Origin of the sequence: Piscibacillus salipiscarius (assembly GCF_042685285.1) — a bacterium.
Lineage (GTDB): Bacteria > Bacillota > Bacilli > Bacillales > Alkalibacillaceae > Piscibacillus > Piscibacillus salipiscarius.
Genome location: NZ_JBHUMZ010000051.1, coordinates 62,315 through 83,518 on the forward strand (window position 1 = coordinate 62,315; position 21,204 = coordinate 83,518).

The window sequence follows — 21,204 nt, forward strand, 5'->3', positions numbered from 1 at the left end:
TGGTTCATAATTGGGCAAAAAAACAAACTTCATACACCTGTGTGTAGAAAGTTTATTTTTTAATTGCCACAGCAGCTGCACCGACATCGATCCCGCTCGCTTCGCCCAATTTTCTCATCGACGCAACAAACGTTATTGGAACATCGTAATCATTGGCTGCTTTCAATACTTTATCCGTTATACGTCGTTCGGCATTTTCAGCCACAACGACTTCAAGTACCTTTCCATGCTTCATGGATTTTAGCACTTGTTTAGCTCCAATAATTAAACTAGATTTAGCCTGTGCTACTTTTTCATAAGACATTCTACATCCTCCAAAGTAAACAGGTTATATGAAGCACCTTGAATATATTATCATTGACCTAATTTATTGTCAATAAAAATTATAAATCAATTCAAGGTGCTTCAACCTTTTATGCTTCTGTTGTCATTTCTTCCACTTCTTCTACTACTTCAACTTCATCTTTATCGGCTTCTAGATTACGATATTTCGCCAAACCAGTACCTGCAGGGACAAGTTTACCGATGATAACGTTCTCTTTAAGTCCTAGTAGATCATCATACTTACCTTTAATTGCAGCATCTGTTAAGACTCTTGTGGTCTCCTGGAATGATGCAGCAGATAAGAATGAATCTGTTTCAAGTGAAGCTTTCGTAATACCAAGAATAATAGGCTTCGCAATAGCTGGTTGCTTACCTTCTTTTAGAACTTGGCGGTTAGCTTCTCTAAACTGGTTAACATCGAGTAATGATCCAGGGATAACGTCTGTGTCACCTGATTCAATGACACGTACTTTATTTAACATCTGACGAACCATAACTTCGATGTGTTTATCACTGATTTCAACACCTTGCATGCGGTAAACTTTTTGTACTTCTTTTAATAAGTACTCTTCTACACCTTGTAAGCCTTGAGCTTTGATGAGTTCTTTCGGGTCAATCGAACCTTCAGTTAGCGCCTGACCTGCAATAACTTCATCTCCAACTTCAACTTTCATGCGTGCATTGTATGGTGTTGTATAGTTACGGTTTTCAACTTCACCTTGAACGACAACTTCTTTCTTGTCTTTTACATCATTAATTTCTAGAACAGTACCATCTATTTCACTGATAACTGCCTGACCTTTAGGGTTACGCGCTTCGAAGATCTCTTGGATACGCGGTAAACCTTGTGTAATATCGTCTCCAGCAACACCACCAGTGTGGAATGTACGCATGGTTAACTGGGTGCCTGGCTCACCGATTGACTGCGCAGCAATGATACCAACAGCTTCGCCTGATTCAACGCGGTCACCCGTTGCCATATTACGTCCATAACATTTAACACAAGCACCGTGATGAGTGTTACAAGTAAAGACGGAACGAATAACAACTGATTCAACGCCTGCATCTTCAATCGCTTTTGCAGTGTCCTCAGTAATTAATTCGTTGCGATCAATAATGACATCACCAGTTTCAGGATGGCGTACTTTTCTAAACGCCGTACGTCCTACTAAACGATCGTATAGAGGAACAATCGTTTCATTACCTTCAGTTAATGCACTAACTGTCATTCCGCGGTCCGTACCACAATCATGCTCACGTATAATGACATCTTGCGCTACATCAACTAGACGACGAGTTAAGTAACCTGAGTCTGCAGTCTTAAGCGCTGTATCCGCAAGACCTTTACGAGCACCGTGTGTTGAAATAAAGTATTCTAATACCGTTAAACCTTCACGGAAGCTTGACTTGATCGGTAACTCAATGATTTTACCTGATGGGTTTGCCATTAGACCACGCATACCAGCTAACTGTGTGAAGTTAGATGCGTTACCACGAGCTCCTGAGTCACTCATCATGAAGATTGGGTTTAATGCGTCTAATGAAACCATTAGTTTCTCTTGAATTCGATCCTTAGCTTCTGTCCAAATAGCAATAACACGATCGTAACGTTCTTCTTCGGTAATTAAACCACGACGGAATTGCTTCATAACTTTATCTATTTTAGCTTGAGCAGAATCTAAGAATTGTTGCTTTTCAGATAGAACAACAATGTCAGATACACCGATTGTAATACCAGCTTTAGTAGAATATTTAAAACCTAAGTCTTTCATCTTATCAAGCATCTTAGAAGTCTCAGAGATCTTATAGTGTTTAAACACTTCTGCGATAATATCTCCTAAAATTCCTTTCTTAAATGGCTTGATTAACTCTCGATTAGGCACTTCCTCTTTAAGGTTAGTTGTCACATCAACAAAGTGCACATCAGGTGTATGCTCTTCTAAGTTGAATGATGTTGGTTCGTTCATATAAGGGAACGAATTCGGTAGCATATCATTAAAGATTAACTTACCAATCGTTGTAACAAGGATTTTCTCATTTTGTTCCTCAGTAAAATGAGGATTACCTAGCGAACTAGCTTTTATTCCAATACGACTGTGTAAGTGTACATAGCCATTATCGTAAGCTAAAATCGCTTCCTCATACGAGGAATAAATTGAGCCTTCACCAAGTGCGTTCTCACGCTCAAGAGTTAAATAATAGTTACCTAAAACCATATCCTGTGATGGTGTAACAACTGGTTTACCATCTTTAGGGTTTAGGATATTTTGAGCCGCTAACATTAAAATGCGAGCTTCAGCTTGAGCTTCTGGTGAAAGCGGGACGTGAACTGCCATTTGGTCACCATCAAAGTCAGCGTTATATGCTGTACATACTAATGGGTGCAGGCGGATTGCACGACCTTCAACAAGCGTTGGTTCAAATGCTTGAATACCAAGACGGTGAAGGGTTGGTGCACGGTTCAGTAGTACCGGATGCTCTTTAATCACATCTTCTAATACGTCCCAAATCTCTGGACGCAAGCGTTCAATGCTTCGCTTGGCCGACTTAATATTATGAGCTAAGCCACGGTTTACTAATTCACGCATGACAAATGGTTTAAATAATTCAATTGCCATCTCTTTTGGTAATCCGCACTGATACATTTTTAAGTTAGGTCCTACAACGATTACAGAACGACCTGAATAATCAACACGCTTACCAAGTAAGTTCTGACGGAAACGCCCTTGCTTACCTTTAAGCATGTGAGAAAGTGATTTTAATGGGCGGTTACCCGGTCCTGTAACAGGGCGGCCACGTCTACCATTATCAATTAAAGCATCAACAGACTCTTGTAACATACGCTTCTCATTCTGCACAATAATCGTTGGCGCACCTAAATCTAACAGACGCTTCAAACGATTATTACGATTGATCACACGGCGATATAAATCATTTAAGTCTGAAGTCGCAAAACGTCCACCATCAAGTTGCACCATTGGTCTTAACTCAGGTGGAATAATCGGAAGTACATCCATAATCATCCAATCAGGGTTGTTACCTGAATTACGGAATGACTCTAATACTTCAAGGCGTTTAATAGCTCTTGTACGACGCTGGCCTTGAGCTGTTTTTAGCTCTTCTTTTAGCTCCTGAACTTCACGGTCTAAATCAACGTCTTGTAGTAACTTACGGATTGCTTCAGCACCCATTTGAGCCTTAAACGTATTTCCGTACTTCTCGTAATAAGCACGGAATTCTTTTTCCGTTAATAGTTGCTTTTTCTCTAAAGGCGTATCACCTGGATCCGTCACGATATAAGAAGCAAAATAAATAACTTCTTCTAAAGCTCTAGGTGATAAATCTAATACTAAGCCCATTCGGCTAGGGATGCCTTTGAAATACCAAATGTGTGAGACAGGGGCAGCAAGTTCAATGTGCCCCATGCGCTCACGGCGTACTTTTGCCTTCGTAACCTCAACACCACAACGGTCACAAACGACTCCCTTATAACGGACACGTTTATACTTACCGCAGTGACATTCCCAATCTTTTGTAGGTCCAAAAATACGTTCACAGAATAAACCATCTTTTTCAGGCTTTAACGTACGATAGTTAATGGTTTCTGGCTTTTTAACCTCACCAAATGACCAAGAACGAATCTTATCAGGTGAAGCTAATCCTATTTTCATAAACTCAAATCTGTTTACATCGATCAAGGAGCCTACCTCCCTTATATTTTTAACCGTTATTTCTCACTTACATTTTGATCTTCTGTTGATTCCATCGAAACATTTAATTCTTCAGATTGATCTTCATCTTCTAAATCGCGCATATCGATTTCATCACGTTCAGAAGTCAACATTTTAACGTCCATACCAAGACTTTGAAGTTCCTTAATAAGTACTCGGAACGATTCTGGAACACCTGGTTCAGGCAGGTTTTCACCTTTAACGATCGCTTCATACGTTTTCACACGGCCTACAACATCATCTGATTTAACCGTTAAGATTTCTTGTAACGTATAAGCTGCACCATATGCTTCAAGTGCCCAAACTTCCATCTCACCAAAACGCTGACCACCAAATTGCGCTTTACCACCAAGTGGTTGCTGTGTAACAAGTGAGTATGGTCCTGTAGAACGTGCGTGTAATTTATCATCAACCATGTGTTCTAGTTTGATCATATACATAACACCAACAGACACACGATTATCAAATGCACTACCTGTACGACCATCGTATAGTACTGTCTTACCATCTCTAGCTAAGCCAGCTTCAAGAACAGTTTCCCAAACATCTTCTTCTGTTGCCCCATCAAAAACTGGAGAAGCAACACGGATTCCCATTTCTCTTGCTGCCATACCTAGGTGTAATTCCAATACCTGACCAATGTTCATACGCGAAGGTACACCGAGCGGGTTTAACATGACATCAACTGGCGTTCCATCTGGTAAGTAAGGCATATCTTCTTCAGGTAAAATTCTTGAGATAACACCTTTGTTACCGTGACGACCAGCCATTTTATCCCCTTCGGAAATTTTACGCTTCTGTACGATGTAAACACGTACTAATTTATTAACACCAGGTGATAATTCATCACCATCTTCACGGTTAAAGGTTTTAACATCTAATACGATGCCCCCGCCGCCGTGAGGTACTCTTAATGATGTATCTCTTACTTCACGAGCTTTTTCACCAAAGATCGCATGTAATAGACGTTCTTCTGCTGAAAGCTCTGTCATACCTTTAGGTGTTACTTTACCAACTAATAAATCACCATCAGTAACTTCTGCACCAACTCGTATAATTCCATTTTCATCTAAGTTTTTAAGTGCATCTTCACCAACATTAGGAATGTCGCGTGTGATTTCTTCAGGTCCTAATTTCGTATCACGAGCTTCCGTTTCAAAGTCTTCAATATGAATCGAAGTGAAGACATCATCTTTCACCATACGTTCACTCATGATGACGGCATCCTCATAGTTGTAACCATCCCATGTCATAAACGCTACAAGCGCGTTCTGACCTAAGGCAAGCTCACCTTTGTCCATAGATGGACCATCAGCAAGAATCTCACCTTCAGAAACACGATCACCTTTAGAGATGATTGGAGTTTGGTTGTAACACGTACCTTGGTTGGAACGAACAAATTTTGCAAGGCGATATTTATCAAGGTCACCTTCAACTTCTTTTCCGTCCACTTCAGAAATTCGTCTAATATGAATTTCTTTAGCTTCAACCTTTTCAACAATACCTGCATGTTTCGCAACTACGGCTGCGCCTGAGTCTTTACCTGATACATATTCCATACCAGTTCCAACGTATGGAGCATCTGGCCTGATTAAAGGTACTGCCTGACGCTGCATGTTTGCACCCATTAAAGCACGGTTTGAGTCATCGTTCTCTAAGAATGGAATACAAGCTGTTGCAGCAGACACAACCTGTTTAGGTGATACGTCCATATAATCGATCTGTTCACGTGGAACAGCAGTGTTTTCACCACGGAAACGAGCGATGACTTCTTCATCTACAAATGAACCATCGTCATTTAATTTAGCGTTAGCCTGAGCAACGATGTAATTATCTTCTTCATCAGCAGTTAAGTAATCAACGTGCTCTGTTACTTTCCCAGTCTCTGGGTCAACACGGCGGTAAGGTGTTTCAATAAAACCGAACTCATTTACTTTTGCATAAGATGATAATGAGTTAATTAACCCGATGTTTGGACCTTCTGGTGTTTCAATTGGACACATACGTCCATAGTGAGAATAGTGAACATCACGCACTTCAAAACCTGCGCGTTCACGAGTTAAACCACCAGGACCTAATGCAGATAAACGACGTTTGTGAGTTAACTCAGCTAATGGATTTGTTTGATACATAAACTGAGATAACTGAGAGCTACCAAAGAACTCTTTAATAGACGCAATTACTGGTCTAATGTTGATTAATTGTTGTGGCGTGATCGAATCTGTGTCTTGAATTGACATACGTTCACGAACCACACGCTCCATTCGAGATAAACCGATTCTGAATTGGTTTTGTAATAACTCACCAACAGAACGTAAACGACGGTTTCCTAAATGGTCAATGTCATCAGTATTACCAATCGTGTGTAATAGGTTAAAGAAATAACTGATAGATGCTATAATATCAGCTGGAGTAATGTTCTTAACCTGATCACTTACATTACCATTGCTAATGACATTAAGTGTTTTTTCCCCTTCAGGATCAGTTGGGTCTACTATCTTTATGGATTGGATTTTAATCGGATCTTCTAAAACCCCATCTTGCGGCTCTAGAATTTTCTCACCAACTGCATCCTCTTCCATTTCAAAATAAGGCATGATTTTATCTAATAGGCGGCGATTTAACTTATCGCCTTTTCTTGCAATCACTTCACCTGTTTCTTCGTCCGCGATTGTCTCAGCTAATGTCTGATTTAATAAGCGGTTCTTAAAATGAAGCTTCTTGTTCATTTTGTAACGACCAACACGAGCTAAGTCGTAACGTTTCGGATCAAAGAAACGTGAATATAATAAGCTACGAGCATTGTCAGCTGTAGGGGGTTCACCCGGTCTTAAACGCTCATATATTTCAATTAAAGCTTTTTCGCTGTCTTCGGTATTATCTTTTTCTAATGTATTGCGTAAGAACTCATTGTCTCCAATAAGATCAAGAATTTCATCATCTGAGCTAAATCCTAATGCTCTTAGCAACACTGTTAATGGTAGTTTACGAGTACGGTCAATTCTGACGTGAACAACATCTTTAGCATCCGTCTCGAATTCTAGCCATGCGCCGCGGTTCGGTATAACCGTTGCAGTATGACCTCTTTTACCATTCTTATCAACTTTATCGTTGAAATAAACACTTGGCGAACGAACAAGCTGTGATACGATAACACGTTCGGCACCATTAATAATGAAAGTACCGGTATCTGTCATTAATGGGAAGTCACCCATAAAGACTTCTTGTTCTTTCACTTCACCTGTCTCTTTATTTAAGAGGCGGACTTTAACGCGTAAAGGAGCGTTATACGTCACGTCGCGTTCCTTCGCTTCATCTACAGGATACTTTGGTTCACCTAAGCTATAATCCACAAACTCTAGTGATAAGTTTCCTGTGAAATCCTCAATTGGTGAAATGTCTTCAAACATTTCTTTCAAACCGTCTCTTAAAAACCACTCGTAAGATTTGGTTTGAATTTCGATTAGATTAGGCAGATCGTGCACTTCACTAATCCTAGCATAACTTCTACGTTGGCGGTGTCGACCATATTGAACTAGTTGACCTGTCAACTGCTTCACCCCTCAAACAACCAGATTTAATAGAGACTTAGTGAAAAAGATTCACTAAGGACAAACAAAAAACGGTCCGACAAAAAGGCATGCCGAACATTGCCTGATCCACTTAAAAGTTTTTCAAGCATTATTTATATTAACATTCGTCATAAAAACGAATGTTTGTTATAATGATTTTTAATAATGAGTTGTTCATCTTTACTTTTTCCAGAATGAATACCCCATTTAATAGTAAAATTAAGACTCTATACATTTATCGGTCAAAAGTATCGAAAATATACGTTTTGTTTACTATTTGATTTCTTTTTATAAAAAATCCTTGACAAACAAACGTATATATTGGCATTTTTTAATATTATCACACGGGTATATCCGAGTCAAATCTTATGGCACGCAATATATAATACCCTTTATTCTTAACGACTACCTCAACATTTCCAAACAATGTCTCGATTTTGTCTTTTAATGATGGAGCACCTTGTTTTTTCTGTACGACCACCCATAATTCCCCTTCATTTTCTAAGAGGTTATAACTGTCATCCATCATTTGATGAACAACTTTCTTACCTGCACGAAACGGTGGATTTGTAATGACTGCCCCAAAGGTTTGATTAGCAACTGCTTCAATCCCGTCACTTTGCAATACTTCAGCTTGTTTTACATCATTTATTTCACAATTCTTTTTGGCTAACTCAACAGCTCTTTCATTTATATCAACCATGACAACTCGTCGATTAGGGTAACGCTTTGCCAATGTGATCCCAATTGGTCCGTAACCACAACCCAAATCAAGAATAGAGCCTTGGTTCCCTTTTAAATCTACATGCTCAATTAATGTTTTTGTACCAAAATCAACTTGCTTTTTGGAGAATACACCTTCGTCTGTAAGGAAGTTTAATGTGATGGAACTAAGAGTTGCTTGGAATTGTGAAGGGTTTCTTTTACTTGTAGGATTTTTTGAATAATAATGATCGTTCATAAATGCCACCTCTTTACAGTGTAAAGACCACTATAGAAAATAAGGTTTAAATAAACATAAGCTCGCTGAATGGAACAGCGAGCTTTATGAATGTGATACTATTTTAATTCGATTTTAGCGCCAACTTCTTCAAGCTTAGCTTTCATTTCTTCAGCTTCTTCTTTAGCTACTGCTTCTTTAATTGTTCCAGGAGCGCCATCTACTAGCTCTTTAGCGTCTTTTAGGCCAAGACCAGTGATTTCACGTACTGCTTTAACAACTTTAATCTTAGATGCACCTGCTTCTTCAAGTACAACGTCGAATTCAGTTTTCTCTTCAGCAGCTTCGCCACCTGCAGCAGCACCCGCAGCCGCAACTGGTGCAGCAGCTGTTACGCCAAACTCTTCCTCAATAGCTTTTACTAAGTCATTTAATTCTAATACTGACATTTCTTTAATAGCATCAATAATTTGCTCTTTAGTCATGATAAGTTCCTCCTTAAAGTATTTTTGTTTTTATCCGACTATGACGCCTTAAGCGCCTTCTTCTTCTTTTTGTTCTGCAACTGCTTTGGTAACATAAGCGAAGTCGCGAACTGGTGCTTGTAGTACGCTGAGTAACATAGATACAAGTCCTTCGTATGAAGGTAGTTCTGCAAGTTCCTTGATTTGATCAAGTGTTGCTACCTGACCTTCAATAACGCCACCCTTAATTTCTAGGGCTTCGTGTTCCTTAGCGAATTGTCCTATAACCTTCGCTGGAGCAACTGCATCTTCCTCGCAAGTTGCAATAGCTGTTGGGCCTACTAGTAATTCGTTAAGACCTTCAAAACCTGCTTTTTCAGTTGCGAAGCGAGTCATTGTGTTTTTGTAAACTTTAAAGTCAACACCTGCTTCACGTAGTTGTTTACGAAGTTCAGTCACTTCTTCAACATCTAAACCGCGATAGTCAACAAGAACTGTAGTTTTGCTGTTTTGTAGTTTTTCTGCAATTTGATCGACTTGCTGTTTTTTCAGTTCAAGTACATTGCTCATCGTTCCACCTCCTAGTCGTTGGTTTCCGATCATACCGTGCGGTGTTTTCGCTCAAAAAAATACCTCCATGTAGACATGGAGGCATCAATATCATAATCGTACACACTTGTACGCATCATTTCAATCTAGCACACCTCGGCAGGAATTCTTTTAAGCAGATATATCTGCTCCTACTGTCTACGGTATAACGTCATTCATTTAATTTTCAACAAACGCAATTATATATAACTTTTAAAAGTTTGTCAACTAATTATTATAGATAAGATGAAACGTCTACTTTAACGCCAGGTCCCATAGTTGAAGCCACAGAAACGTTTTTCATATAAGTTCCTTTAGATGATTGTGGTTTAGCTTTTACAATGGTTTCAGTTAAAGCATCAAAGTTTTCAACTAACTTTTGATCATCGAAAGAAACTTTACCGATAGGTACATGAATGTTTCCAGCTTTATCTACACGATACTCAACTTTACCTGCTTTGATGTCTTGAACAGCTTTTTCAATCTCGAAAGTAACTGTTCCTGTTTTAGGGTTCGGCATTAAACCTTTTGGTCCTAATACACGACCTAATTTACCAACTTGCGCCATCATATCTGGAGTGGCTACAACAACATCAAATTCAAACCATCCTTGGTTGATTTTGTTGATGTACTCTTCATCTCCAACATAATCTGCACCAGCTGCTTCCGCTTCTTTAGCTTTTTCACCTTTAGCGAATACTAAAACGCGTTGAGTTTTACCTGTACCGTGTGGTAAAACCATCGCTCCACGGATTTGTTGGTCTGCTTTCTTAGGGTCTACACCTAAACGAAAAGCAGCTTCTACTGTTTCATCAAAGTTTGCTGTTGAAGCTTTTTTCACTAGTTCAATAGCTTCATTAGCATTATAAGCTTTGTTGCGGTCAACAAGCTTTAATGCTTCTTGATACTTTTTACCTTTCTTTGGCATGATAAATCCTCCTCATTGTGGTTTTAACGGTTTGACCTCCCACTAAAGAAAACTCGCATGTCACGAGCCTTTAGGCGAAGACAGAGGCGTAGTTACAATCCAAATAAGATGTTTTGCTGCAATCACTACGACGAGCTCGCCTCTATTTCTACTTTGAACGACTTTCAAAGTTATACTAAAAATAAGCGTAATAAAGGTTGCGAATTACTTCGCAACCCCTTTCCGCCATATCTCAATACGGGATTAGTCTTCTACGACAATACCCATGCTGCGCGCAGTACCTTCTACCATGCGCATTGCTGCATCAACATCAGCAGCGTTTAAATCAGGCATTTTAGTTTCAGCGATTTCGCGAACTTGATCGCGTTTAATCGTTGCAACTTTGTTACGGTTAGGCTCACCTGAACCTGATTCAATACCAGCTGCTTTCTTAAGTAACACAGCAGCAGGTGGGGTTTTCGTTACGAATGTAAATGAACGGTCTTCATAAACCGAAATTTCAACCGGAATAATTGTACCTGCTTGATCTTGTGTTTTTGCGTTAAACTCTTTACAGAATCCCATGATGTTGATTCCAGCTTGACCTAATGCAGGACCAACTGGTGGCGCTGGGTTCGCTTTACCAGCAGGAATTTGAAGTTTAACAACATTAATTACTTTTTTAGCCACGAGACACACCTCCTTAAAGTCCGTGATGTGGTAAATGGGGTTCATTCCCCTCCCACTCAATATTTCTATGCATGTATCTTATTCAGACCATAAGAAACATAAAAATTCTAGCATATATTGATTGATGTTGGCAAGGGTTATCCTATAATTTTTCTATTTGGGTGAAGTCTAATTCTACCGGAGTTTCTCTTCCAAACATATTAACATGAACCTTTACCTTCTGTTTATCCATATCAATGTTTTCAATGGTACCAGTAAAGTTAGCAAACGGCCCATCCGTTACACGCACGGATTCTTTTAGATCAAACTCAAAATCTTTCACTTCATCTTTAACACCCATACGTTTCAAGACTCGGTCCGCTTCATCAGGCAGAAGTGGTGTTGGCTTCGCACCAGAACCAGTAGACCCGACAAACCCAGTCACACCAGGTGTGTTACGTACAACAAACCAAGAATCATCCGTCATAACCATCTCCGTTAGGACATAGCCGGGGAATACTTTTTTCATCGCTGTTTTACGTTTGCCGTTTTTAACTTCTGTTTCTTCCTCTTCAGGAACGATGACTCTGAAAATTTTATCTTCCATCCCCATCGTCTCAATTCGTTTTTCAAGGTTAAGTTTTACTCTGTTTTCATAACCAGAGTAAGTATGAACCACATACCAATTTTTCTCCATAATATTAGGTTTAAAACCTTCCCTCCTCATCTAATCGATTATACAAAGCAGGTATAGCCGAATTTTAGGTAAATTAAAAAACCCGACTAAACGCGGGTTTTGTCTCTTCATTCATTATATCACAAATACATTTTATATAATCAATTTAATCATTACAACATTTCTAGTACTTGAGAAATTCCTAAATCTACAACCGTAAAGAAAACAGCTACAAATAAGACTGTAAGAAGAACGATGACCGTATATTTTGATAACTCATTGCTTTTAGGCCAACTAACCTTCTGCATTTCTCGGTTTACATCTTTTAAGAATTTAAACACTGCATGTCCCCCTCTTAAACACCTGAGCAATTGATCTATTTTGTTTCACGATGCAATGTATGCTCGCCGCATCTCTTGCAATACTTTTTAACTTCAATACGTTCTGCACTTTGTTGTTTTTTATCTGTAGTATAGTTTCTACCATTACACACCGTGCATGCTAGCACAACTTTCTTTCGCATGACAATCCTCTTCCTTTTTATCACTTTGTTTAATGTACCATGTTCAAAATGGGGTGTCAATGGCATTTAATAGGTGAGCTCGCTAACGGATAAGTGGCGCTCAAGTTTACGTTTCACGCGTTGAAGGGCATTATCAATGGACTTAACATGACGATTTAACTGTAATGAAATCTCCTGATAAGATTGTCCATCTAAATATAAGTGTAAAACTTCTCTTTCTAATTCGCTTAGCAACTCTTCCATTTTATCTTCCATGTCGACGAACTTCTCGCGATTAACTAATAGTTTCTCAGGATCTGACGTATCATGCTCAGCAATGACATCTAACAAGGTTCGATCTGATTCTTCATCATAAATAGGCTTGTCCAATGAGACATAAGAATTCAAAGGAATATGCTTTTGCCTTGTGGCTGTTTTAATTGCCGTAATAATTTGCCTAGTCACACAGAGTTCAGCAAAGGCTTTAAACGATGATAATTTTTCAGACTGAAAATCACGAATGGCTTTATACAGACCAATCATGCCCTCTTGCACAATATCCTCACGGTCTGCACCAATTAAAAAATATGTACGCGCTTTAGCCCTTACAAAACTTCGGTATTTGTTTATTAAGTAATCAAGTGCTTGTACATTTCCTTCATGGACAAACTCAACGACTTCCTCGTCATCTAAATCCGTCCAATCTATTTGATTCTTCGTCTCTTCATTGATGACCACACAGATCCCCCCAGAGCTGAACACTACAATATACAGTCATTATACAGGAATTGTGAATTTTCAGTCAACTACTATTTTACTATTTACCACCGCGTCGCCATTTCTCAAAGTATTTAAGTACATCTTCACTGAGAGGAATTTTAGATTTAGGTTGCAGCGTCAAATGCTCTTCTACACTTTCTTGAATCTCAGAATGAATTTCTCTAACTTCTAATAACAGTTCTCTGGCGGATTTCCTAAGTGCCCCTTTAGAGAAAATCGTCCATTGTTCAGCAAAATCAGAAGTTGCAACATACACTTTCGTCTGAACGTTTTTAACTTCATTAACTAGTTTTTCAATCCGTTCATCAGCTGTTTCGTTCTCTTTTGTAAATATCACGTCAAGACGGTGTTCTTTTCTCTTTTTCTCTGTCCCTTTTACACCATATGCATCGAAAACGACAATGACGCGATATCCAGTGTAGGCTTGATACTCCGCTAACATTTCAATTAGCCTATTTCTTGCTTCTTCTAGTTGAAATTCTTTTAAAACTTTTAACTCAGGCCAGTCACCAATCATGTTATAACCGTCAACCACTAGAACAATCATGGTATCACCCTAGCGGAAAACGATTTCTATAAACTTCATACATCAACAAACTAGCCGATACAGATGCATTTAAAGATGTGACATGACCTTTCATAGGTAAGCGCACTAACCAGTCGCAGTTTTTAAGTACCAGACGGCTAATCCCCTTTCCTTCGCTACCAACTACAACCGCTAATGGCAAATCATAATCTAACTCACGAAAATCCTGTTTTCCTTTTGCATCTGTCCCAACTACCCATATTCCTTCTTCTTTAAGTCGTTCAATCGTTTGGTTCATGTTCGTAACTCTAGCTACTGGAATATATTCAATAGCACCAGTTGATGCCTTAGCCACTGTTTGGGTTAACTGAACAGATCTACGCTTAGGGATTACAATACCGTGCGCTCCAACAGCATCAGCAGTTCTCATAATAGATCCTAAGTTTCTAGGGTCTTCTAATTCATCTAACAAGATTAAAAAAGGAGCTTCATCTTTTTTTCTGGCATTTTCTAATAAATCGTCAATCTCAGCATATTCATAAGCCGCAACTGAAGCCACTACTCCTTGGTGATGTTCAGCAATTTGGTCTAATTTGTGTTTTGGAACTTTTTGTACTAGTACACCCTGCTGTTTTGCCGATTTGACAATTTGAGATTGCACACGACCTTCCATGGATTCTAGCATTAAAATTTTATTAATAGGTCTTCCTGATTTCAACGCTTCGATGACCGGGTTTTTCCCCATAATCCATTCTTCATTCATACTAAGCTCTCCTTTCTTCTAAATCTTGTATCGCTTGAGTGACGAGATAACCTAATCGCTCATCATCTTCTTTTAAATACAAATACCCAACTAATGCTTCAAACGCTGTACTCAATCGGTAAGTTTGTCCATCCGTACTTTTAGGAGTGTTAGACTTAGCATTTCTGCCTCGTCTAACAACACCTTGTTCCTCATCTGATAATAAAGCCTCATCAAGCCAGCCTTTAAGCACATAAGCCTGAGCATCAGCAGAAACAAACGACACGGCATGTTCATGTAACACTTGCGGCTTCACTTCTCCTTGCCTAATCAAGTATTCACGAACATACTGCTCATACACGGCATCTCCCATATACGCTAAAGCTAAGCTCTTCATCTGTTTAACATCATGTGTGCTGGTCATGATCGTTTCCATCTCGTTCCCTGTGGAGTGTCTTCAAGAATAATTCCTTTATCTTTTAATTCATCACGAATTTTGTCTGCTCTAGCAAAATCACGATCTTTCCTAGCTTGAATTCGTTCTTCAATTAGCGCCTCTATATCGCTATCTAATAGCTCGATTTCTTCTAGAGAAATGCCAAGAACCGTCGTTAATTCATCAAATAGATCTGTAAATGCATCAATAATAGTCGTAGACGTTTGATCTTGCTGAATATAGATATTAGCCTCTTTTGCTAACTCAAACAGTACAGAAATGGCATTTGCTGTATTAAAATCATCATTCATTTCATTCATAAAACGTTGTTTTAATTCATCTAATTTGGATTGCCATACTGAGTTATCATCAGTTAAGTTTAAGCTCGCGGTTTTACGATGGGCTAAGTTTTGATAGGCCGTTTTTATACGATTAAAACTATTCTTTGCTTCTGCTAACAATTCATCACTGAAATTAATTGGGTTTCGGTAATGGACACTAAGCATAAAGAACCTTACAACATTAGGGTCATGTTTTTCTACTAAATCATGAACAAGAATAAAGTTCCCCAGTGATTTAGACATCTTTTCATTATCAATCTGAATATAACCATTATGCATCCAGTAGTTCGCAAACGTTGTATCATTATGGCATTCTGATTGTGCAATTTCATTTTCATGATGTGGAAATGCTAAATCTTGACCACCAGCATGAATATCGATCGTCTCACCTAAGTACTTGCGCGCCATAGCTGAGCACTCTATATGCCAACCAGGTCGACCTTTTCCCCATGGACTTTCCCATGAAATTTCACCTGTCTTTGCTTCTTTCCATAATGTGAAATCTAATGGATCATCTTTTTTCTCGCCGACTTGAATTCTAGCACCAGAGCGGAGTTCATCAATTGATTGATGAGATAACTTTCCGTACTCATCAAAGGACCTTGTTCGGAAGTAAACATCTCCGTCCGCTTCATAAGCAAAATCCTTTTCAATGAGCTCTTCAATAAATGAAATAATATCATCCATCGTCTCGGTTACCCTCGGATGATGCACTGCTTCTTTGACGTTTAATTTAGATACATCTTCTTTATAAGCTTTAATAAATCGGTCTGCAATGTCTGGCACTTCTTCATTCAATTCATTTGCTGCTTTAATTAATTTATCGTCCACATCTGTAAAGTTAAGAACATATTCAACTTCGTATCCGCTATATTCTAAAAAACGTCTTACTGTATCAAATACAATCGCTGGACGTGCATTTCCAACATGAATGTAGTTATAGACGGTCGGCCCACACACGTACATTTTTACCTTGTTTTCCTCGATCGTTTTAAACGTCTCTTTTTGCCTTGTCAGTGTATTATAGAGCTTGATCGTCATCTTCTTTTGACACTCCTCTCACATCACTTAATTCTTTTTGAAGCTGAGCAATTCGAGCTTCTAGCATGTCGCATTTTTCCGCAACTGGATCCGGCAGCTTATGGTGATTCAGGTCTTTTCGTTCTTTTTTAACTCTTACACCATTTTGCACAACGACTTGCCCTGGGATTCCAACGACAGTAGAATTATCCGGGACATCCTTTAGCACAACTGAACCAGCACCTACCTTCGCCCATTCACCTAATGTGATTGAACCTAACACTTTAGCTCCAGCTGCAACTAATACATTATCTTTAAGTGTCGGGTGGCGTTTACCACCTTCTTTACCTGTTCCTCCGAGCGTGACCCCTTGGTATATCGTACAATTATCTCCAATTTCACACGTTTCACCTATGACGACTCCCATACCGTGGTCTATAAAGAATCGTCTGCCAATCCTGGCTCCGGGGTGAATCTCGATTCCTGTTAAGAATCGACTAAACTGTGAAATGACTCTTGCAATAAAATATAATTTACGTTTGTGAAACGCATGTGCGACGCGGTGTGCCCAAACAGCGTGTACACCAGAGTACGTTAACATGACTTCAAGGCGATTACGAGCTGCCGGGTCTTGACCGAACACCACATCAACATCTTCTTTTAGTAATTTAAGGAACTTAAACATTAAGATTCCCTCCCTTGCTGATTAAATCAAGACCATTCATCTAATAATAAAAAAGCGTCTCCGTCTATCTACATAGACAGAGACGCTTTGTGCGCGGTCCCACTCTGTTTAGAGGTGTTAAAACCTCTCACTTAAAGTTCGTAACGAGAACCAATCGCTTCACCTTACTTAATGTTCGGGTGAAGGCTCAGAGGTGCATTTCGAAAACTTGCTTAAAAGCTGCTCTCAGCCATGCAGCTCTCTCTGTGATTAAGCAAAGATCTCTACTTTTCCTCATCAGTGCTTTAAACTATATATATTTCTATTATATACGAATCCCCTAATATGTTACGAATGATTTAACTCGCCAACGATTTTATTCAGACGATTCATAACTGTTCGTTGACCTAATAAATGAATGGCATTCGGCAATTCAGGACCGTGCTGCTGACCAGTTACAGCGACACGAATTGGCATAAATAACTTCTTACCTTTAACGCCTGTTGTTTTTTGCGTAGCCTTGATAGCCGCTTTAATATTCTCAGGGGTAAATTCTTCCATTTGCCCAACTTCAATTTGAAAATGGCTAAGCATGTTAGGAACATGTTCTTGTTGTAGCACTTCCATTTCGCTCACACCATAGTCAATTTCCTCTTTAAAGAACAGCTCTGTTAACTCCACAATTTCAGCTCCGTAATTAAGCTGATCTTTATATAAAGCGATTAATTCTTCAACCCACTTGCGGTCTTCACCGCTTACGTTTTCATCCACTTTTTCCGCTTCAATCAAATGGGGTAACGCTAAGTCAATCACACGCTCTAAAGAACTTGACTTAATGTACTGGTTATTCATCCATTTTAATTTACCTGTATCAAAAACAGCTGGAGATGTTGAAAGACGTTCCGGGTCAAAGATGTCGATGAATTCATCCTTCGTAAACAACTCTTCTTCACCTTTTGGCGACCAACCTAGAAGCGTAATAAAGTTAAATAACGCTTCTGGTAGATAACCTAAATCAGCATACTGTTCGATAAACTGAATGATCGACTCATCACGTTTACTTAGTTTTTTGCGTTGGTTGTTTACAATTAATGTCATATGCGCAAACGTCGGCACGTCCCAATCAAATGCACGGTAGATCATCATTTGTTTCGGTGTATTTGAAATATGATCTTCACCACGCAAAATATGTGTAATCGCCATTAGATGGTCATCAACTGCAACTGCGAAATTATACGTTGGTGTACCATCCTTTTTCATAATGACCCAATCACCGAAGTCGCTTGATTCAAACGTAATTTCACCTTTTACAATATCATTAAACGTATACGATTCATTATCAGGTACACGAAAGCGAATAGAAGGTTTGCGTCCTTCATCTTCAAATTGTTTAATTTGTGCATCTGTTAAATCACGGTGAGCACCTGAATACATCGGAACTTGTCCCTTTGCTCGTTGCTCTTCACGTTCAGCTTCTAATTCTTCTTCTGTCATATAACATTTATAAGCTAAACCGCGATCTAATAGCTCATGGGCATATTTTTTATAAATATCTAAACGTTCCATCTGACGATAAGGGCCATGGTTACCACCAACATCTACGCTTTCATCCCAATCAATACCTAGCCATTTTAAGTATTTTAACTGGCTTAGGTCTCCACCTTCTACATTTCGTTTTTGGTCTGTATCTTCAATTCGAATCACGAATTCACCATTAGTACTTCTTGCAAATAAGTAATTAAATAATGCTGTTCTGGCATTCCCAATGTGCAAATGTCCTGTTGGGCTTGGCGCATAACGTACGCGTACTTTTTGTTCAGCCATTGTTAAGCTCCTTTCCACTTACTTTCATCGTTTATTATTGTACACAAATTACTCTTTGTGTTGTATTAATATGGTTGCTTGAGCTGCAACCCCTTCTTTACGACCTGTAAAACCTAACTTCTCTGTCGTAGTCGCTTTAACATTAACTTGCGATACATCAGCGTTTAATAAACTTGCGACCACTTCTTTAATTTCCTCTATGTGCGGAGCCATTTTAGGTGCTTGAGCAATCACAGTGCAATCAATATTCCCGAGTGTATATCCTCGCTCTTCCACCTTCTGCCATACTTCTTTTAATAGCTCTTTTGAATCAAAGTCTTTAAACTTAGGATCGGTATCAGGAAAATGTTTGCCAATATCCCCTTCCCCAATAGCCCCAAGCGCTGCATCAGCAATTGTATGTAATAACACATCAGCATCGGAGTGACCTAGCAATCCCTTCTCATAAGGAATTTCAACTCCACCAATGATGCATGGACGTCCTTCTACTAACTGGTGTACATCAAACCCTTGTCCAATTCTGAACACCGAAAGCGCCTCCTTAAGAATGATCTAACCCATTTATTTTTAGCATATTTTCTGCTTTTTGTATATCCTCAGGATTAGTAATTTTAAAATTTTGATAAGAGCCTTCTACATAAGATGGTGATTGATTTAAAAACTCTAATAACGCAACATCATCTGTTGCGTATAATTGGTGCTCATAGGCATAATCATGGACTCGCTTAAGTAAATCATATTTAAATGCTTGTGGCGTTTGCGCTGCCACTAACTCATCACGTTTTAACGTCTCTACATACCCGTCTTTAATTTGTTTAATCGTATCTGTTACGGGGACGCCTAAAAATGCTGCGTCACTTTCCTCTGTCTCAATGTATAAACGATGTAACTCATCGTGAGAGATAAAAGGTCTTGCCCCATCATGGATGAACGTGATTAAGTTTTGCTCTAATTGATTGACGCCTTGACGAACACTATCTTGACGCTCTTTACCACCTGGAATAACACTTTTAACCTTATCGTATTGTGAAGCAAGTTGCTTCATTAATTTAAGTTCACTTGGATGTGCCACTAGATAGATGGAGTCACACCATGCATCCGATTCAAAAACATCGACCGTTCGTTCGATAATTGTCTTACCGCCGATTTCTAATAATTGCTTGTTTTTACCCGCCTTCATCCTTCGTCCTTGACCAGCTGCGAGTACAATAACTTGATATAATGGCATGATAATTCTCCCTATAAAAACTGTATAATAAAAATGAAAGGTTGATACTCTTGATCATCTTATCACATCAAGATGTACCAACCTTTATTTTACTCTGAACTATTGCGCCTTCTCAAGTGCCTTTGGCTTAGCAAAAATCATTCTGCCTGCGGATGTTTGTAAAACACTGGTCACAATGACATCAATTGTATCACCGATAAAGTTTTTACCGTCTTCTACAACGATCATAGTCCCATCATCTAAATAGGCAACTCCTTGTTTTTCTTCCTTGCCTGCCTTAATGACTTGAACATCCATTTCTTCACCAGGTAATACAATCGGTTTAACGGCATTCGCTAAGTCATTAATATTTAAAACTGTAACATTTTGAAACTCTGAAACTTTATTTAAATTGTAGTCATTCGTAACTAAAACACCGTCTAAAATCTTGGTTAATTTAACTAGTTTACTATCCACTTCACTTATATCCTCAAAATCACCTTCGTAGATTTGGACATCTACTAAAGAATCCTTTTGAAGACGGTTTAAGATATCCAACCCTCGACGACCTCTGTTCCTTTTTAATACATCAGATGAATCCGCAATGTGCTGTAATTCTTCTAATACAAAATGAGGAATAATAATCGTACCTTCAAGGAACTTTGTGTCACATATATCTGCAATCCGTCCATCAATAATGACACTCGTATCTAAAATTTTAGGTCTAATTGAAGTCTCAGCTTCATTTAAACCTTCAACTTCTTTAGTCTTTTGATCCCTTTTCGGTACACTGATTAAATTAATGAATTCATTACGTCGTTTAAAACCAACTTGAAATCCTAGGTAACCTAGAACAATCGTTACAAACATCGGTAACACTTCAGCAACAACCGTAATACGGATATCTTGTAAATAAATGTTTACTAGAAATGCTATGATCAAGCCGACAATTAGACCTAAACTACCAAACAATAAGTCTGCAACTGGAGCTTTAACTAGCTTCTCTTCCGTCACCTTTAAAAAGTCTACAATATAATCCACTAGCCAATAAGAAATAATAAAAAATATAATTGCACCTAGCGTCATACCGACATATGGATACAACCACTCGGGCTCACCGACGTTCCAAATCTGCAATAAATCAGGGAAATATAAGTAACCAACCGTACCGCCGGCAATTACAAAAAATAACTGCAAAATTCTTTTCAGCAACTTTTTCACCTCCTAAATCTAGCTTTACCAATTTTACCTTAAACCATAACCTTCGATATTCGCTTTAGTAAATTTTAAC

Annotated in this window: 21 protein-coding genes and 2 other annotated features; all 21 genes read right to left on the bottom strand. The window is 38.8% G+C overall.

Annotation, left to right across the window (positions count from 1 at the left end; genetic code table 11):
- Window positions 1-52: 52 nt before the first annotated feature.
- Window positions 53-304, bottom strand: coding sequence for a 50S ribosomal protein L7ae-like protein (locus ACFSW4_RS14820; RefSeq protein WP_054753894.1), 252 nt, complete (start codon window positions 302-304; stop codon window positions 53-55).
- Window positions 305-413: 109 nt separating this feature from the next.
- A complete protein-coding gene (rpoC, locus tag ACFSW4_RS14825; RefSeq protein ID WP_377330229.1) occupies window positions 414-4,022 on the bottom strand; it encodes a DNA-directed RNA polymerase subunit beta' in 3,609 nt (1,202 codons plus the stop codon).
- A gap of 29 nt (window positions 4,023-4,051) precedes the next feature.
- Window positions 4,052-7,606: a DNA-directed RNA polymerase subunit beta gene (gene rpoB, locus ACFSW4_RS14830; protein ID WP_377330231.1), complete on the bottom strand. Its 3,555-nt coding sequence runs from the start codon at window positions 7,604-7,606 to the stop codon at window positions 4,052-4,054.
- Between the two features lie 361 nt (window positions 7,607-7,967).
- Window positions 7,968-8,588 (bottom strand): class I SAM-dependent methyltransferase, encoded by a 621-nt coding sequence (locus tag ACFSW4_RS14835; protein ID WP_054753897.1) that lies wholly within the window; start codon window positions 8,586-8,588, stop codon window positions 7,968-7,970.
- 98 nt (window positions 8,589-8,686) lie between these two features.
- Window positions 8,687-9,052: a 50S ribosomal protein L7/L12 gene (gene rplL / locus ACFSW4_RS14840; RefSeq protein ID WP_377330233.1), complete on the bottom strand. Its 366-nt coding sequence runs from the start codon at window positions 9,050-9,052 to the stop codon at window positions 8,687-8,689.
- A 48-nt stretch (window positions 9,053-9,100) separates the two neighbouring features.
- Window positions 9,101-9,601, bottom strand: coding sequence for a 50S ribosomal protein L10 (gene rplJ / locus ACFSW4_RS14845; RefSeq protein WP_377330235.1), 501 nt, complete (start codon window positions 9,599-9,601; stop codon window positions 9,101-9,103).
- A 47-nt stretch (window positions 9,602-9,648) separates the two neighbouring features.
- Window positions 9,649-9,802, bottom strand: a sequence feature (ribosomal protein L10 leader region).
- A gap of 52 nt (window positions 9,803-9,854) precedes the next feature.
- Complete coding sequence (gene rplA / locus ACFSW4_RS14850; protein ID WP_377330237.1) at window positions 9,855-10,547, bottom strand: 50S ribosomal protein L1; 693 nt, start codon at window positions 10,545-10,547, stop codon at window positions 9,855-9,857.
- 243 nt (window positions 10,548-10,790) lie between these two features.
- The gene (gene rplK, locus ACFSW4_RS14855; RefSeq protein ID WP_054753900.1) at window positions 10,791-11,216 is read right to left on the bottom strand and encodes a 50S ribosomal protein L11; all 426 of its coding nucleotides are present in this window, start codon (window positions 11,214-11,216) and stop codon (window positions 10,791-10,793) included.
- Between the two features lie 142 nt (window positions 11,217-11,358).
- Window positions 11,359-11,892 carry a transcription termination/antitermination protein NusG gene (gene nusG / locus ACFSW4_RS14860; protein WP_377330239.1) on the bottom strand — a complete coding sequence of 178 codons (534 nt, stop codon included), beginning with the start codon at window positions 11,890-11,892 and terminating at the stop codon, window positions 11,359-11,361.
- A 152-nt stretch (window positions 11,893-12,044) separates the two neighbouring features.
- The gene (gene secE / locus ACFSW4_RS14865; protein WP_054753902.1) at window positions 12,045-12,212 is read right to left on the bottom strand and encodes a preprotein translocase subunit SecE; all 168 of its coding nucleotides are present in this window, start codon (window positions 12,210-12,212) and stop codon (window positions 12,045-12,047) included.
- Between the two features lie 35 nt (window positions 12,213-12,247).
- Window positions 12,248-12,394 (bottom strand): 50S ribosomal protein L33, encoded by a 147-nt coding sequence (gene rpmG, locus ACFSW4_RS14870; RefSeq protein WP_054753904.1) that lies wholly within the window; start codon window positions 12,392-12,394, stop codon window positions 12,248-12,250.
- 66 nt (window positions 12,395-12,460) lie between these two features.
- Entirely contained in the window at window positions 12,461-13,111 is a 651-nt protein-coding gene (gene sigH, locus ACFSW4_RS14875; protein ID WP_377330241.1) for an RNA polymerase sporulation sigma factor SigH, read from the bottom strand.
- 79 nt (window positions 13,112-13,190) lie between these two features.
- A complete protein-coding gene (locus ACFSW4_RS14880; RefSeq protein ID WP_377330243.1) occupies window positions 13,191-13,700 on the bottom strand; it encodes an NYN domain-containing protein in 510 nt (169 codons plus the stop codon).
- Window positions 13,701-13,704: 4 nt separating this feature from the next.
- Window positions 13,705-14,442, bottom strand: coding sequence for a 23S rRNA (guanosine(2251)-2'-O)-methyltransferase RlmB (rlmB, locus tag ACFSW4_RS14885; protein ID WP_377330245.1), 738 nt, complete (start codon window positions 14,440-14,442; stop codon window positions 13,705-13,707).
- A 1-nt stretch (window position 14,443) separates the two neighbouring features.
- Window positions 14,444-14,845, bottom strand: coding sequence for a Mini-ribonuclease 3 (locus ACFSW4_RS14890; RefSeq protein WP_054753908.1), 402 nt, complete (start codon window positions 14,843-14,845; stop codon window positions 14,444-14,446).
- Entirely contained in the window at window positions 14,842-16,239 is a 1,398-nt protein-coding gene (gene cysS, locus ACFSW4_RS14895; protein WP_377330247.1) for a cysteine--tRNA ligase, read from the bottom strand. Before cysS ends, ACFSW4_RS14890 begins: the two co-directional genes overlap by 4 nt.
- Window positions 16,220-16,903: a serine O-acetyltransferase gene (gene cysE, locus ACFSW4_RS14900; protein WP_054753910.1), complete on the bottom strand. Its 684-nt coding sequence runs from the start codon at window positions 16,901-16,903 to the stop codon at window positions 16,220-16,222. The genes cysS and cysE overlap by 20 nt, the downstream gene beginning before the upstream one ends.
- Before the next feature lie 75 nt (window positions 16,904-16,978).
- Window positions 16,979-17,192 (bottom strand) — a binding site (T-box leader).
- A 38-nt stretch (window positions 17,193-17,230) separates the two neighbouring features.
- Entirely contained in the window at window positions 17,231-18,706 is a 1,476-nt protein-coding gene (gene gltX, locus ACFSW4_RS14905) for a glutamate--tRNA ligase (protein ID WP_377330249.1), read from the bottom strand.
- 48 nt (window positions 18,707-18,754) lie between these two features.
- The gene (ispF, locus tag ACFSW4_RS14910) at window positions 18,755-19,234 is read right to left on the bottom strand and encodes a 2-C-methyl-D-erythritol 2,4-cyclodiphosphate synthase (RefSeq protein ID WP_054753912.1); all 480 of its coding nucleotides are present in this window, start codon (window positions 19,232-19,234) and stop codon (window positions 18,755-18,757) included.
- 13 nt (window positions 19,235-19,247) lie between these two features.
- On the bottom strand, window positions 19,248-19,934 hold the full coding sequence (ispD, locus tag ACFSW4_RS14915; protein ID WP_377330251.1) for a 2-C-methyl-D-erythritol 4-phosphate cytidylyltransferase: 687 nt from the start codon (window positions 19,932-19,934) through the stop codon (window positions 19,248-19,250).
- Between the two features lie 99 nt (window positions 19,935-20,033).
- The gene (locus tag ACFSW4_RS14920; RefSeq protein ID WP_377330253.1) at window positions 20,034-21,125 is read right to left on the bottom strand and encodes a PIN/TRAM domain-containing protein; all 1,092 of its coding nucleotides are present in this window, start codon (window positions 21,123-21,125) and stop codon (window positions 20,034-20,036) included.
- Window positions 21,126-21,204 lie beyond the last annotated feature (79 nt).

Bases quoted from the DNA above. Each gene is read 5' to 3' on its own strand.
- ACFSW4_RS14820 (WP_054753894.1), bottom strand. From the start codon at position 304: ATGTCTTATGAAAAAGTAGCACAGGCTAAATCTAGTTTAATTATTGGA.
- ACFSW4_RS14835 (WP_054753897.1), bottom strand. From the start codon at position 8,588: ATGAACGATCATTATTATTCAAAAAATCCTACAAGTAAAAGAAACCCT.
- rplL (WP_377330233.1), bottom strand. From the start codon at position 9,052: ATGACTAAAGAGCAAATTATTGATGCTATTAAAGAAATGTCAGTATTA.
- rplJ (WP_377330235.1), bottom strand. From the start codon at position 9,601: ATGAGCAATGTACTTGAACTGAAAAAACAGCAAGTCGATCAAATTGCA.
- rplA (WP_377330237.1), bottom strand. From the start codon at position 10,547: ATGCCAAAGAAAGGTAAAAAGTATCAAGAAGCATTAAAGCTTGTTGAC.
- nusG (WP_377330239.1), bottom strand. From the start codon at position 11,892: ATGGAGAAAAATTGGTATGTGGTTCATACTTACTCTGGTTATGAAAAC.
- rpmG (WP_054753904.1), bottom strand. From the start codon at position 12,394: ATGCGAAAGAAAGTTGTGCTAGCATGCACGGTGTGTAATGGTAGAAAC.
- ACFSW4_RS14880 (WP_377330243.1), bottom strand. From the start codon at position 13,700: ATGATTGTTCTAGTGGTTGACGGTTATAACATGATTGGTGACTGGCCT.
- rlmB (WP_377330245.1), bottom strand. From the start codon at position 14,442: ATGAATGAAGAATGGATTATGGGGAAAAACCCGGTCATCGAAGCGTTG.
- ACFSW4_RS14890 (WP_054753908.1), bottom strand. From the start codon at position 14,845: ATGACCAGCACACATGATGTTAAACAGATGAAGAGCTTAGCTTTAGCG.
- cysS (WP_377330247.1), bottom strand. From the start codon at position 16,239: ATGACGATCAAGCTCTATAATACACTGACAAGGCAAAAAGAGACGTTT.
- cysE (WP_054753910.1), bottom strand. From the start codon at position 16,903: ATGTTTAAGTTCCTTAAATTACTAAAAGAAGATGTTGATGTGGTGTTC.
- gltX (WP_377330249.1), bottom strand. From the start codon at position 18,706: ATGGCTGAACAAAAAGTACGCGTACGTTATGCGCCAAGCCCAACAGGA.
- ispD (WP_377330251.1), bottom strand. From the start codon at position 19,934: ATGCCATTATATCAAGTTATTGTACTCGCAGCTGGTCAAGGACGAAGG.